Source organism: Rubrivivax sp. JA1055 (assembly GCF_020966565.1).
Classification (GTDB): domain Bacteria; phylum Pseudomonadota; class Gammaproteobacteria; order Burkholderiales; family Burkholderiaceae_C; genus Rubrivivax; species Rubrivivax benzoatilyticus.
This window is the reverse complement of record NZ_JAJKFP010000003.1, coordinates 212,029-226,212: the sequence shown is the minus strand read 5'-3', so window position 1 is coordinate 226,212 and position 14,184 is coordinate 212,029. Positions and strand designations below refer to the sequence as shown.

Genomic DNA, 14,184 nt, shown 5'->3' with positions numbered 1-14,184 from the left:
CGATGGCCTCGGTCACCCAGGTCGGGTCGCCGGAGAACAGCTGGTCGTATTCGGGGGTGCGCAGGAAGCGCACGATGCGCAGCTTGACGACGAGGTCGTCGATGAACTCCTGGGCGCGGGCTTCGTCGATGAGGCCGGCGTCGAGGTCACGCTGGATGTAGATGTCCAGGAAGCTGGAGACGCGGCCCAGCGACATCGCGGCGCCGTTCTGCTCCTTCACCGCGGCCAGGTAGGCCAGATACGTCCACTGCACCGCTTCACGCGCGTTCTGCGCCGGGCGGCCGAGGTCGAAGCCGTACTTGGCGCCCATGACCTTGAGCTCCTCCAGCGCGCGGCCCTGCTCGGAGAGCTCCTCGCGCAGGCGCAGCACGTCTTCGCTGAAGTCGCGGCTGTCCAGGTCCTTGTATTCCTGCTGCTTGAACTTGCGCAGCGCGTCCACGCCGTACAGCGCGACACGGCGGTAGTCGCCGATGATGCGCCCGCGCCCGTAGGCGTCGGGCAGGCCGGTCAGGATGGCCGACTTGCGCGCCTTGGAGATCTCGGTCGAGTAGACATCGAAGACGCCCTGGTTGTGGCTCTTGCGGTACTTGGTCCAGATCTCGTCGACCGTCGGGTCGCTCTCGAAGCCGTAGGCCTTCAGGCCCGACTGCACCATGCGCAGACCGCCGTTGGGCATGATCGCGCGCTTGAGCGGGGCGTCCGTCTGCAGGCCGACGATCAGTTCCAGACCCTGGTCGATGTAACCCGCGTCGTGCGCCACGATCGTCGACGGACGGTCGGTCGACACGTCCAGCACACCCTTGGCCTGCTCCTGCTTGAGCAGCTCCGACAGCTTCTTCCACAGCGCCAGCGTGCGCGTCGTCGGGCCTTCGAGGAAGGCGCTCGTGCCGGCGTACGGGGTGTAGTTCTTCTGGATGAAGTCGCGGACGTCGACGGCGGTTTCCCAACGACCGCCGGCGAAGCCCTCCCAAGGGTTGGCGCGGCTGCTGACGATGGTCATGGTGTTCATCTGGGTTCCTTGAAAACGAATTGGGCGGGTGGCCGTCTCCGTCAGGTCCCGGCCGGGTGGGCCGCAGACCATTGTTGTTCTTATTCGGGAATCAGGGGTACCGGCGCGGGTTCCCCCGCGCCGGCTGATCTCAGCCCGGGATCAGGGCGAGATCTCTTCGAGCGAGCGGTTGGCCGTCTCGATCATCTGGCGCGCCGCGATCAGACCGATGACGGTCATCGCCGCGAACATGCCGAACACCGTCGCGATGCCGTAGCCGGTGAGCACGAAACCCACCACCGCCGGCGCCGTAGCCGAGGCCGCCCGCAGCCACGAGGTGGCCAGGCCGGTACCGATGGCCCGCATGCGCGTCGGATAGATCTCCGGCGTGTACAGGTACAGCAGCACGGTGGTCGTGCCCATCACCGCGTAGGCCGTCGAGCCGAGCAGCATCACCGACCAGGCGCTCTTGGCGCCGAGGAAGGCCAGCGTGGCGAGCAGCACGCCGCAGACGATGAAGCTGCCGATGGCCCAGCGGCGGCGGCCGATGCGGTCGACGAACAGCGCGCAGACCAGCACCGCGCAGACGCTCAGCACGTTGCTCAGCGAAGCCATGCGCAGCGCTTCCTGCAGCGGCAGGTGGTAGACCGTCTTGTAGAGCGTCGGCAGCCAGTTGTTGATGCCGTTGGCGACGAAGTACGACGAGGCCCACAACACCCAGACGACCAGCGTGCGCGGCCGGTAGACCACCGAGAACAGTTCCTTCCAGGAGGCCTTGTTCTGCTTGCCGATGCCGTCGGCGAGGCCAGCCACGCGCTGCTCGATCTGCGCAGCGTCGTGCTTCTCGTCCAGACTGCGCTTGGGCGTCGCGGCCTCGACCTGCCGGATCACACGCTCGGCGTCCTGCAGCCGGCCCTTGCCGACCAGCCAGCGCGGCGACTCCGGCAGACGCATCATGAACATCAGGATGACGACGCCCGGGATGCCGCCGACGAGGAACAGGTATTCCCAGCCGAAACGCGGCACGACGAAGGCGCCCACCTGTGCCGCCGCCAGCAGGCCCAGCGGGAAGATCAGCTCGTAGAGCACGAAGAAACGCCCGCGGCCCTTGGCCTGCGACAGCTCGTTGATGTAGGTCGCCGCCACCGGCACCTCGCCGCCGACGCCGATGCCCTGCAGCAGGCGCAGCAGGAACAGCACCTCGTAGTTGCCGGCGAAGGCGCAGGCGATGCTCATCACCGACATCACGCCGACCGCGGTGGAGATCGCCGGCACGCGGCCGTAGCGTTCACCGACCCAGCCGAAGAGCAGCGCACCGACCACCTGGCCGATGTAGCCGGCGGCGATCAGCAGGCCGACCTGGCCGGGCGAGAGGTGCCACAAGCCCACCAGTACCGGCAGCACGAAGGCCAGCGACAGCGCGTCGAAGGCGTCGAAGAAGGTGGCGCTGCCCATGATCACACGGGCCTTGGTGTGCCAGCGGCAGAACGGCACGTTCTCCAGCCGGAACAGCAGTTGCGCACGGGCGCGCGCCGAAGGCGTCGCGGCGGGGGAGCTCGCCGCCGGCGCGGCGTCGGCGATGCCGCCCGGAATGGGCAGCGTGGAAGAGTCATTCATGTCGACGGCTCCTAGAAGTCCTGGCGCATGCCGAGCTCGAAGCCCGTGGAGCGCTGGCCGCCGAAGTAGTTGGCCGCGGTGGCGACGCCGCTGGTGGCGGGACCGCCGGCGATGGCGAAGCTGGCTCCGCCCTGGTTGCTGAGGCGCGCTGCGTGAGCGTACAGCGCGGTGCGCTTGGACAGCGCGTAGACATAGCCGACGCCGAGCAGCGTCGCGTCGTTGGCGCTCAGCGCGTCGGTGGCGCCGGTCTGGTCGGCGCGCAGCACGGACAGCTTCAGCTGCCCGGCGCCCATCGGAACCGAGACCCCGAACAGGCTGTTGACGGTGGTGTCGCTGCCGTAGGCCCAGCGGCGCTGCGCGAGGCTGAAGCGGGCGAAGCCAGCGTCGTAGCCGACACCCCAGACGCGGTCGGTGAAGCGCTCCTCGGCGGCGGCGTTGCGCACCGTGAACTGCGAGGCGCCGAGCTGCCAGGCGCCCTGCGCCCAGCCGAGGCGGAAACCGTCACCCTTGGTTTGCCCGGCACCGGCCGAGCCGCCCTCGCCTGCGGTGGCGATCAGCGCACCGTTGAAGCCGCCGAGACCGCCCGGCAGGATGTATTCGACGGCATTGGCCACGCGCAGCGTCGGGTTCTGCGATGCGCCGGCGGCATTGCTGCCGAAGGCCTGGCCCAGAGCCCGCGAGCCGTAGACCGAGCGGAAGGTGTTGGCGCCGGCGATGCCCAGCGTCGCGAACGGGTCCATCGAGTTCCAGACCAGCTGCGTCGGCACCCAGTCGCGGCCCATGCGCATCTCACCGTAGCGCTGGTGCGTCAGGCCGATGGTGGCGCGGCGGTCCCAGAACGGCGAGTTCGCCGCGCCGCTGTCGGCAAGGATGGTGCCGTCCAGGAAGAAGCCGGCGCTCAAGCCGCCGCCCAGGTCTTCCCGGCCGCGGATGACGAGCTTGCTGGTGGTGTTGGCACCGCTGACGACCGAGTTCATCGAACCGAGGTCACCGTTGCGCACATGGCGGGTGGCGAGGTCGAGCGTGCCGCCCAGGGTGACCTGGGCATCTGCGGCACCGGCGGCCAGCGCGAGCACGCACAGCGTGCCGGCGGCCCGGGCCGCCGCTGGCGGCGAGCGCCAGGCGGGGAGCGGTAAGCTTGTCATGGTCTATCTCTCTCATGGCTCGGCGAGATAGCGCCACCCGCTGTGCGCGCGGGCTCACTGCGATGCGCCAGTCTCCGCCGTATGGGTCTCGTTCTGGTTCTGGCCGATCGTGACGATCGTGGGCGATGCAGGCTCGCGGTGGCGGGCAGGCGGGGCGGCGCGAGCCGGCAGCCCCGCCTGCCAGGGGCTTAGCGCACCCGGCCGAGGCCGGCGGCGGCCATCGCGGCGGCGATCTCGTGCTCGGCGCCCGGGGCCAGCGGCAGCAGCGGCGAACGCACGGCGGCGTGCTCGAGGATGCCGCGCGCGACCAGCGCCCACTTCAGCGCGACCGAGCCTTCCATGTGCGAACCGCGGTGGTAGACGTTGGCCGTGACCGGCAGCAGGCGGTCGTGCAGTTCACGCGCCTTCTTGTAGTCCTTGGCCTTGCCGGCGGCGATCATCTCGACCAGCAGTTCCGGGGCGATGCAGCCGTAGCCGACCAGCGCGCCGTCGACATCGAACATCGTGTGCAGCAGGTATTCGTCGTGGCAGGTCAGGATCTGCAGGTCCGGACGTTCCTTGCGGATGACGGGGATCTCACGGTCCCAGCGCTTCATGTTGCGCACGCCGTTCTTCATCGCGAAGACGCCCGGCAGCGCGGCGATCTCGAGCTGGGTTTCCAGGTCGTACGTGCACTTGGTGACGTCCGGGTACTGGAACAGGATCAGCGGCAGGCCGCTGGCTTCGTAGACGGCCTTGTACTTGTCCTGCGGCGCGCCCTTCTGGTAGCCGAAACGCAGCCAGCCGTGCGAGGGGTAGAGCAGACCGGCCGAAGCGCCGGCCTTGACGGCGCGCTTGGCTTCCTCGGCAGCGACCTGCGTGCCTTCGAGCGTGATGCCGGCAATGATCGGGAGCTTGTCACCGACCGACTCGCGGAAGGCTTCGATGACGCGGCACTGCTCGTCGCGTTCCAGGAAGGTGCCTTCGCCGGCGTGGCCCAGCACGGTCAGGCTCTTGACGCCCGGCACGCTGGCCAGCCAGCTGCCCAGGCGCTGGATCGCGGCGTAATCCACCGCGCCGTCCTGGGTGAAGGGGGTGACGGGGGCGGGGTTCAGGCCTCGCAGATCGATCGCATTCATGTCTGTTTCCTTTCAGCTAAGGGGTTGCGATGGAGGCCACTGTAGGAATTGTCGCGATATCTTCATAGATACAATTCCGAGCTTTCAGAGTTGCCGCTACAGGCAAACCTAAGACTGGGTCGGAGACAGGGTCATGAACGTCGCGATGGTGCGTTTGTTCCTGGAGGTGGCCGAGGCCGGCGGCATCAGCAAGGTGGCCGCGCGGCGGCAGACCGTGCAGTCGCACATCAGCCGCCAGATCACCGAGTTCGAGGCGGTGTGCGGCGGGCCGCTGTTCCGCCGCACCGGCCGCGGCGTGGTGCTCACCGAGCTGGGCGCACGCGCCGCGGTGCGGCTGCGCGCCTGGCTGCACGAGACCGAGCAGCTGGCGCAGGACCTGCGCGCCGACGCCGGCCAGCTGCTGGGCCAGGTGCGGCTGGGCATCATCCCGTCGGCCGCGCACCCGCTGCTGACGCGGCTGCACGAGCGCCTGGAAGTGGCCCAGCCGGGCATCCAGCTCGACATCGCCGAAGCCCAGGGCACCGAGCTGGACGCGATGCTGGACAGCGGCGCCGTCGACCTGGCGATCCTGATCCGCTTCCGCAAGCCGGCCGGCGGCGAGGAGATCCCGCTGTGCGTGGCCCAGACCTATCTCGTCAGCGCACCCGGCGACGAGCTGACGCGCCAGCCGACGGTGCCGTTCTCGCGTCTGGACGGGCTGCCGCTGGTGCTGCCGCGCCGGCCCAGCCACTGGCGCAGCGCGCTGGACGACGCCGCGCGCGGCCTGGGATTCCAGCTGCGTGCGGTGCTCGAGGCCGACTCGCTGACGGTGCAGCGCGAACTGGTGGCGCGCGGCAGCGGCCGCCGGCTGTACTCGGTGCTGGGCCCCTACTCCATCACCAACGACCTGAAGATCGGCCGCCTGCAGGCCAGCCGCCTGGTGCAGCCCGACCTGCGCCGCCACCTGGCGCTGGCGCTGCCGCGGCACGGCAAGCTGTCACCGCCCTGCCGCGTGGTGGCCCAGACCATCCAGGAGCTGGTCGCCTCCTGGGGCGGGCACATCACCGACGAGCCGCTGGACGACGAGCTGCTGGGCGCCCGCTGAGCCGACGGCCGCCGCGGCCGTCTTGACCGCCGGGCGAAGCCGAGCAAAATCCGCCCCGCAACCCCTTTGGGCGCTGAGCGCGGTCCGGCATTTCCGGGCAACCGCAGCGCATCGGCCCCATCGCGCAACGGTTGCCGCGGGAGTACGGGGCCGTACTGGAGCCCCTTGGATGAAAACCATCATCGAGCCCTTCCGCATCAAGTCGGTCGAACCGATCCGCCTGACGACCCGCGAAGAGCGCCAGCAACACCTCGCCGCCACCGGCTACAACCTCTTCGGCCTGCCTTCGGAGGCGGTGCTGATCGACCTGCTGACCGACTCCGGCACCGGCGCGATGTCCTCGCTGCAGTGGGCCGCGGTGATGCGCGGCGACGAGAGCTACGCCGGCAGCCCCAGCTTCTACCGCTTCGAGGCGGCGGTGAAGCACCTGATGCCGTTCAGGCACGTCATCCCGACGCACCAGGGCCGCGCGGCCGAGGCGATCCTGTTCTCGATCTTCGGCGGCGCCGGCCGGCGCATCCCGTCGAACACGCACTTCGACACGACGCGCGGCAACATCGAGGCCTCGGGCGCGATCGGCGACGACCTGGTCATCGCCGAAGGCCGTGACCCGCGCAGCGAGCACCCGTTCAAGGGCAACATGGACCTGGAGCGGCTGGAGGCCTACCTGCAGCAGCACGGCGCCGAGGTGCCGCTGGTGATGATCACGATCACCAACAACGCCGGCGGCGGCCAGCCGGTGAGCCTGGCCAACATCCGCGCCGTCGCCGAGCTGGCGCACCGCCACGGCAAGCCCTTCGTCATCGACGGCTGCCGCTTTGCCGAGAACGCCTGGTTCATCAAGTCGCGCGAGCCGGGCCAGGGAGAGCGCTCGATCGAGGACATCGTGCGCGACTGCTTCTCGGTGGCCGACGGCATGACGATGAGCGCCAAGAAGGACGCCTTCGGCAACATCGGCGGCTGGCTGGCACTGAACGACGACGAGCTGGCCGAACAGGCGCGCCAGCACCTGATCCGCACCGAAGGTTTCCCGACCTACGGCGGCCTGGCCGGGCGCGACCTGGACGCGCTGGCGCAGGGGCTGCGCGAGATCGTCGACGAGGACTACCTGCGCTACCGCATCCGCACCAACGCCTACATCGTCGAGCGCCTGGACGCGATGGGCATCCCGGTCGTCAAGCCGGCCGGCGGCCACGCGGTGTTCGTCGACGCACGCGCCTGGCTGTCGCACATCGCGCCGCTGCAGTACCCGGGCCAGGCGCTGGCCGTGGCGCTGTACGAGACGGCCGGCATCCGCAGCTGCGAGATCGGCACGGTGATGTTCGGCCGCCAGCCCGACGGCAGCGAAAAGCCCGCGGCAATGGACCTGGTGCGCCTGGCCTTCCCGCGCCGCACCTACACCCAGAGCCACGCCGACTACGTCGTCGAGGCCTTCGAGGAGGTCGCGGCCGCCAAGGACCGACTGGCCGGCTACCGCATCGTCAGCGAGCCCAGGCTGATGCGGCACTTCACCTGCCGGTTCGAGAAGCTGGGCGCGTGATCGGGCAGGCCCCTCCCCCGGCTCGGCGGGAGGGGCCTCGCTGCGAGACAGCCCGCATGCGCTGACGGCCGCTTGCACCGTACCATCGACGGCGATGAACCTCGCCCCGGTGTCGCAGGTCTCCACCACCAAGGCCCTGACGGCCGCAGCCGTGCTGCTGGCGGGCCTGGGCATCAGCGCGGCGCTGGCCTGGCACCAGCAGCGCTCGATCACCGAGCAGCGCCAGGCGCAGTTCGAGCATCTCGCCACCGGCGCGGCCGACCAGCTGAAGGCCAACGTTCTCAGCTACGAACGCGGCCTGCGCGGCCTGCGCGGCGCCATCGTCGCGCTGGGGCCGCAGCGGCTGGACCGGGCGGCCTTTATGGCCTACAGCGGGACACGCTCACTGGACCGCGAATTCCCCGGCGCCCGCGGCATCGGCTACATCCAGCGTGTGGCACCGGGCGACGAGGCCGCCTTCACGGCGGACATCCGCCGCCGCGGCTGGACGGACTTCGAGATCCGCCATCTGGCACCGCACGACGGCGAACACTGGGTGATCGTCGACGTCGCGCCCGGCGCGCGCAACGTGGGGGCATCCGGTCTGGACATCGCGTCCGAGCCCCGGCGCCGGGCCGCCGCGGCGCTGGCGATGCGCAGCGGCACGAGCGCGATCACTGCGCCGATCACGCTGGTGCAGGCCACCTCCGCGCCGTCCCAGGGTTTTCTGATGCTGCTGCCGGTGCGGCTGGCCGGCACGCCCGCCGACGGCGAGGTCTGGGGCTGGACCTATGCGCCCATCATCGCGCCCGAGCTGATCGCCGCCACCGGCCTGGCGACCGACCTCTTCGAACTCGCCGCCGAGGACGTGACCGAAGCCGGCGCCGACCGCTTCTACGACAGCGGCCTGCAGGCCGGCGACGCGACGGTGCGCACCGTGGTCGAGCGCGAGGTGCTCGGCCGCCGCTGGCGGCTGCAGATGAGCGCCACGCCGGCCTTCATGGCCCGGCCGGTGGGCACCGAGCCGCGCACGCTCCTGCTCGCCGGTGCCGCGGCCAGCGCGCTCGCGGCCTTCGCCGCGGCGCTGCTGGCCGGGGCGGCGGCGCAGCGGCGCCAGACGGCCATCGAACGTTCGCGCCGTGCGGCCATCGTCGAACGTTCGGCCGACGCGATCGTCGGCCTGTCGCTGGACGGCGTCGTCACCGACTGGAACCGCGGCGCCGAGAACCTGTTCGGCTATCCGGCCGCCGAAGCGCTGGGCCGGCCGCTGGCCGCGCTGATCCGGCCGCCGGGGCACGAGGCGGAGGACGCCGAGCTGCTGCGCCGCGCCGCCGCCGGCGAAGCCGTCGAGCCGCTGGACACGCAGCGGCGGCGGCGCGACGGGCGACTGCTGGACGTCTCGATCGCCCTCGGCCCCATCGCCGACGAGACCGGCCGTGTCGTCGGCGTGGCGGCCATCGTGCGCGATTCCGGCCAGCGTGCGGCGCGGCTGCGCAGCGCCGAGCAGCAGCGTGCCGTCGCCACCGAACGCGCCGAGATCGCCGAAGCCACGCTCGGCGCCGCGCAGCGCGACTATCTGACGCTGTCGACCGCGATCACCGCGCAGTCGCTGTACTCGGTGACCGCCCCCGAGGGCATGATCCTCGACGCCAACGAGCACTTCTGCCGCGTCAGCGGGCGCACGCGCGACGAGCTGCGGGGCCACACCCACCGTGTCGTCAGCTCGGGCACCCATGCGCGCGAGTTCTGGAGCGCCCTGTGGGCGACCATCACCGCCGGCCGCACCTGGCAGGGCGAGATCTGCAACCGAGCGAAGGACGGCAGCCGGTTCTGGGTGGACTGCGTCATCGTCCCGGTGACGGGCCTGGACGGCCGCATCGTGCGCTACCTGTCGGTGGGCACCGACATCACCGCGCTGAAGCAGGCCGAGCAGAAACTGGAGCTGCTCAACGAGGAACTCGCCCGGCGCGTCGACCAGGCCGAAGCCGCGACCCGCGCCAAGAGCGCCTTCCTGGCCAACATGAGCCACGAGATCCGCACGCCGATGAACGCGATCATCGGCCTGACGCATCTGATGGCCCGCGACGCCGCCGACACGACGCTGCGCGAGCGCCTGCACAAGGTGGACGACGCGGCGCGCCACCTGCTGCAGGTCATCAACGACATCCTGGACCTGTCCAAGATCGAGGCCGGCCGGCTGGCGCTGGAGAGCGTCGAGTTCTCGCGCGACGAGCTGATGCACCGCGTGCTGGGCATGGTGACCGACGCGGCGGCACGCAAAGGCCTGGAACTCGTGCTGGACACCGGGCGGCTGCCCGAGCGCCTGCGCGGCGACGCCCAGCACCTGGCGCAGGCGCTGATCAACCTGCTGGTCAATGCCGTCAAGTTCACCGACCACGGCTGGGTCCGGCTGCGCGGCGAGCGTGTGGCGGCCGAGGACAGCCGCGTGCTGGTGCGCTTCGAGGTGCGCGACACCGGCATCGGCATCACCGCGGAGCGCCAGGCGCGGCTGTTCGAGGCTTTCGAGCAGGCCGACACCTCGACGACACGCCGCTACGGCGGCACCGGCCTGGGCCTGGCGCTGACCCGCCACCTGGCGCGGCTGATGGGCGGCGACGCCGGCGTCGACAGCGTGCCCGGGCAGGGCAGCAGCTTCTGGTTCAGCTGCTGGCTGGGCCTGGGCGACACGCCCGCCACCGAGCGGCCGGCCGTGGTGCAGACGCCGTTCGGCCTGCGCGCGCTGCTGGTCGACGACCTGCCCGAGTCACGCGAGGTGCTCGCCGAGATGCTGCGCAGGTTCGGCCTGGAGGTCGACGAGGCGAGCGACGGCACGCAGGCGATCGAGCGTTTCGCTGCCGGCCGCGCCGCCGGGCGCCCGCCCGACCTGCTCGTCGTCGACTGGCGCATGCCGGGGCTGGACGGCATCACCACCGTGCTCGAACTGCGCCGCCGCGAAGGCGAGCTGCCGCCGTGCATCCTGGTCACCGCGCACGACGCCGACACGCTGCGCGACGGCGCCCGGCAGGCGCGTATCGTCGCCGTGCTCGCCAAGCCGGTGACGCCATCGTCGCTCAACGACGCGGTGTCGCAGGCGCTGCTGAGCCTGCCGTCCGGCGCGCAGGCCACGGCAGCCCCGTCGGAAGCGCTGACGCGGCTGCAGTGCCGGCCGACCCGCCCGCGCCTGCTGCTGGCCGAGGACAACCTGGTGAACCAGGAGGTGGCCTGCGCGCTGCTGGAGGATGCGGGCATCGTCGTCGAGGTCGCGGCGGACGGCGAGCAGGCGGTCGAGCTGGCGCTGCGCGGCGGCTTCGACATCATCCTGATGGACATGCAGATGCCGGGCACCGACGGCCTGGAGGCGACCCGCCGCATCCGCGCGCAACTCGGCGACGCCGTGCCCATCGTCGCGATGACGGCCAACGCCTTCGACGAAGACCGTGCCGCCTGCCTGGCCGCCGGCATGAACGACCACATCGCCAAGCCCGTCGAGGCGATGACGCTTTACGAGACCCTGCTGCGCTGGCTGCCGCCGGCGGACGCCGACGCCTGCGCCGGCGAGGCCGGCCGGTAGGCGGCGCTCGCGCGCCGGCGTCCGATCCGGCATCTGGAAATCCAGCCTGATGACTTCGCGTCCTTCGGCGGGCAGGGATCGTTGCCGTAGGAATCACGGGCCCGGATGCGCCCGTCCTGCCCGTGGATCAGCAGTTCGCCCTGTCCCTGCTGAGCCATCTGCCGCCCGGCCTGGATGGCCTGGACCTGGGTGTCGAACACCTGCGTCGCCCGCTGCCCGCCTTCGCGCAGCGTGCCCCAGCCGTTGTCGCGTTGGACGACATGAACGTTGTTCCGGTTAGCCGTCACGAACCTCCAATCGGAGAAGTTGACGCGACGCAGTTTACAAAACAAAATTCATATGATCTATTTGTAAACCCAAGGCTGCGGAGAACACCATGATCGGAAACCGACTCAAGAGGGCGCGAGAGGCTCTCGGGTTGTCACTGCGCGAGCTGGAAGCGGCCATCCAGGGGCAAGTCTCGGCGCAGGCCATCGGCAAGTACGAACGCGACGAGATGATGCCCAGCTCCACGATCCTGCTGGCGTTGGCCAAGGCCCTGCGCGTCTCGCCCGAGTACCTGCTGAGCGAGCGTGAGATCGAGCTGACGGGCGTGGACTTTCGCAAGGCGCCGCATGCCGGCATCAAGGAGGAGCGCGCCGTGCGGGCGTCCGTGCTGGATCAGGTCGAGCGCTACCTGGAACTGGAAGAGCTGCTGCCCGGCGTGGAGCAGCCCTGGGCGGCCCCTGAAGACGAGGCGTTCGACATCGCACGCGTCGAAGACGCGGAACAGGCCGCGGACGCCTTGCGCCGCCTGTGGAAGCTGGGCATCGATCCGATCCCCTTCATGGCCGAACTGCTGGAAGACAAGGGCGTCAAGGTGATCGCCCTGGACCTGCCGGAGAACGTGTCGGGCTCCAAGGCGTTCGTGCAGCGACCCGATCGCCAGGACGTCCCCGTCATCGTGGTGAATCAGGGCCACAACGGCGAGCGGCAGCGGTTCACGCTGGCCCACGAACTGGCGCATCTGGTGCTGCGCTTCAGCGGCCTCAGCGACGCCGAGCAGGAGAAAGCCGCCGACCGCTTTGCCGGCGCGTTCCTGATGGCCCGCGACATGGTATTCAGGCTGCTGGGCCCGCACCGGACGTCGATCTCGATCGGCGAGCTGGCCGAGCTGAAGAAGCTGTTCAAGGTCAGCATCGCGTCACTGGCGGTGCGATGTGCCCAGTTGGGGATCATCACCAAGGCGGTCTACGGCCGCCTGTGGGCCCAGATCCGGGATCTGGGCTGGAACAGCCAGGCCTCCGGTGAGCCGGGCATGCTGATGCCCGAAGTGCCGCTGCGCATGGAGCGCCTGTGTCTGCGCGCCGTCGCCGAAGGCGCCATCTCGGAGGCGCGGGCGGCCGAACTGCTGCGCATCAGCGTGCGCGAACTGGACCGCCGGCTGGCGGGGCAGCCTGGCTGACGGGCCATGATCATCCTGGTCTCGGACACATCCGTCCTGATCGACCTGGAGCGGGGCGGGCTCCTGGAGCCCGCCTTCTCCTGCGACTTGACGATGGTGGTGCCGGACCTTCTGTTTGCCCGCGAACTGGAGGCAGAGAACGGCCCCTTGCTGCGCACGCTCGGCCTGGGCGTCGTGGCGCTGAACCCCGACGAAGTCGACTTCGCACAGCAGCTTCGCAAGCTGCGCCCCGGCCTGTCCTTCCCGGACTGTTTTGCCCTGAGCTGTGCCCGACGCCAGGACCACGCCCTGGTATCGGGCGACAAGCTGCTGCGGGCCGAGGCCCAGGCGCGCCACTGCGTCGTCTACGGCTTGCTGTGGGTCCTGGACCAGATGGAAGCATCAGGAAAGGTCGGGGCCGCGACGCTCCATGAAGGCCTTTCGCGGATCTGGAATCACCCGCGGCGGCGGCTGCCCAAGGCCGAGGTGATGGAGCGACTTCAGCGCTGGTCGCCTGGCTGACGGCTGGCAGTGCCGGCGCAGCCGCTCAGGAGCTGCAGCGGCAGCACATGCGCAGCCCGCTCCGCGACGCCACCTGAGTGACCATCACCCGGCCCGGATCCCCGGCGTTCCGTCAGCAGCCTCCCGGGACGCGACCGCAAGCCCGACAGCCTCCTCGACGATCCGGTGTGCCGGCATCGCGAGGAGCCGCCGGTCCTCGGGTCTTTGCCTGCAAGCCTTCATCTGCTCGCACAGCGTGGCTCTCGCCCGCTTGAAGTGACGCGCGACCGACGCGGCGGGACACAGCGACACGTCCACGGCCAGGCATGCCACCAGCGCCCGGCCGCGTACGCCGATCGAGCCCGGCACGTCGGCGAGGCGCTCCACGCCCCGAAGGCCGAGCCTGGCGAGAAGCCAGCGCTCCAGGATGCGCAAGGCTCCGTCGATCCCGTCTGCCCCGGCAGCGGCCACGAGCGCTGCCGCGGCCCCGCGCACCTGGCGCGACATCCGCGGCAGCGGGCCGACCGTTCCGACGGCGAGTGCCAAGCCGCGGGACAACTCCCACTGGCGCATCTCCATGGCGTACGGTCTTCCGGCCAGCCAAGCACGCAACGCCGCGCGCGCGGCCGGCACCTCGTCACCGAACAACGCGAGCTGCGGTCTCGCGTCGAAGCCCATCGCCCGCCGCAAGCCCAGGGTCGTTCGCAGCGCCGAGTGCGGGTAGTAGGCGGGAGCGGTGCAAAGGCCCAGCGCGACCGGACGCCACGCGAGCATGCGTAGCTCGGTGCGCAAGGCGTCGAGGGAGCCGACCCGGTGGGCCCGGAAAGGACCGGCAAAGACCGGCCCGCGCACCGACATGACGTCCCGCACCCACCGCGCCACGATGCTGGAGACGGCACGGGCCACGGCGCCCGGCGAGTCGCCTGCCGGCAGCTTCGACAGCACGTGGATCTCGGTCGGGGCCAGCAGATAGTCGACCAGCACCCGGTCTCGCTGCGCATGAGCGTCGAGGAGCCGGCACCGGATGCGCTCAGCCAGCGCCCCGCCAGCGATCAGGTCGTGCCCCGCCACGGCCTGCCAGCAGATATGCCAGGTCGTCGTGGACGCGGAGACAGGAGCCGGGGGGTCCATGACCGCTTGACGATCCAGCGGCCCAGGACCTCACCCCCAACATCGAAGCAGCGCGCCCGGCGTTCGGTCGCATGGCGCCGGCAGGCG

11 protein-coding genes are annotated in these 14,184 nt (G+C 70.5%); 5 read left to right on the top strand and 6 right to left on the bottom strand.

Going from position 1 to position 14,184, the window contains the following annotated elements; all coding sequences use genetic code 11:
- From LOC65_RS06620 to LOC65_RS06605, 4 genes are all read right to left on the bottom strand, one after another.
- The coding region (locus LOC65_RS06620; protein WP_310736918.1) for a pyruvate formate lyase family protein at window positions 1-1,009 on the bottom strand (1,009 nt) is incomplete at its 3' end.
- A gap of 141 nt (window positions 1,010-1,150) precedes the next feature.
- Window positions 1,151-2,605: an MFS transporter gene (locus LOC65_RS06615; protein WP_009858723.1), complete on the bottom strand. Its 1,455-nt coding sequence runs from the start codon at window positions 2,603-2,605 to the stop codon at window positions 1,151-1,153.
- 11 nt (window positions 2,606-2,616) lie between these two features.
- A complete protein-coding gene (locus LOC65_RS06610; protein WP_230246998.1) occupies window positions 2,617-3,750 on the bottom strand; it encodes a porin in 1,134 nt (377 codons plus the stop codon).
- Between the two features lie 188 nt (window positions 3,751-3,938).
- Entirely contained in the window at window positions 3,939-4,868 is a 930-nt protein-coding gene (locus LOC65_RS06605) for a dihydrodipicolinate synthase family protein (RefSeq protein ID WP_009858725.1), read from the bottom strand.
- A gap of 133 nt (window positions 4,869-5,001) precedes the next feature.
- Here LOC65_RS06605 and LOC65_RS06600 point away from each other — a divergent pair, with 133 nt between their 5' ends.
- From LOC65_RS06600 to LOC65_RS06590, 3 genes are all read left to right on the top strand, one after another.
- Window positions 5,002-5,952 (top strand): LysR family transcriptional regulator, encoded by a 951-nt coding sequence (locus LOC65_RS06600; RefSeq protein ID WP_009858726.1) that lies wholly within the window; start codon window positions 5,002-5,004, stop codon window positions 5,950-5,952.
- Between the two features lie 169 nt (window positions 5,953-6,121).
- A complete protein-coding gene (locus LOC65_RS06595) occupies window positions 6,122-7,492 on the top strand; it encodes a tryptophanase (protein ID WP_230246997.1) in 1,371 nt (456 codons plus the stop codon).
- A 94-nt stretch (window positions 7,493-7,586) separates the two neighbouring features.
- Window positions 7,587-11,042 (top strand): response regulator, encoded by a 3,456-nt coding sequence (locus LOC65_RS06590; protein WP_230246996.1) that lies wholly within the window; start codon window positions 7,587-7,589, stop codon window positions 11,040-11,042.
- Here LOC65_RS06590 and LOC65_RS06585 read toward each other — a convergent pair.
- Complete coding sequence (locus LOC65_RS06585) at window positions 10,973-11,374, bottom strand: DUF2188 domain-containing protein (protein WP_230246995.1); 402 nt, start codon at window positions 11,372-11,374, stop codon at window positions 10,973-10,975. The genes LOC65_RS06590 and LOC65_RS06585 overlap by 70 nt on opposite strands.
- Before the next feature lie 44 nt (window positions 11,375-11,418).
- Here LOC65_RS06585 and LOC65_RS06580 point away from each other — a divergent pair, with 44 nt between their 5' ends.
- The gene (locus LOC65_RS06580) at window positions 11,419-12,486 is read left to right on the top strand and encodes an ImmA/IrrE family metallo-endopeptidase (RefSeq protein WP_230246994.1); all 1,068 of its coding nucleotides are present in this window, start codon (window positions 11,419-11,421) and stop codon (window positions 12,484-12,486) included.
- Window positions 12,487-12,492: 6 nt separating this feature from the next.
- Window positions 12,493-12,987, top strand: coding sequence for a hypothetical protein (locus LOC65_RS06575; protein ID WP_230246993.1), 495 nt, complete (start codon window positions 12,493-12,495; stop codon window positions 12,985-12,987).
- Window positions 12,988-13,071: 84 nt separating this feature from the next.
- Here LOC65_RS06575 and LOC65_RS06570 read toward each other — a convergent pair whose 3' ends face one another.
- Complete coding sequence (locus LOC65_RS06570; RefSeq protein WP_009858732.1) at window positions 13,072-14,097, bottom strand: hypothetical protein; 1,026 nt, start codon at window positions 14,095-14,097, stop codon at window positions 13,072-13,074.
- Window positions 14,098-14,184: the final 87 nt, after the last annotated feature.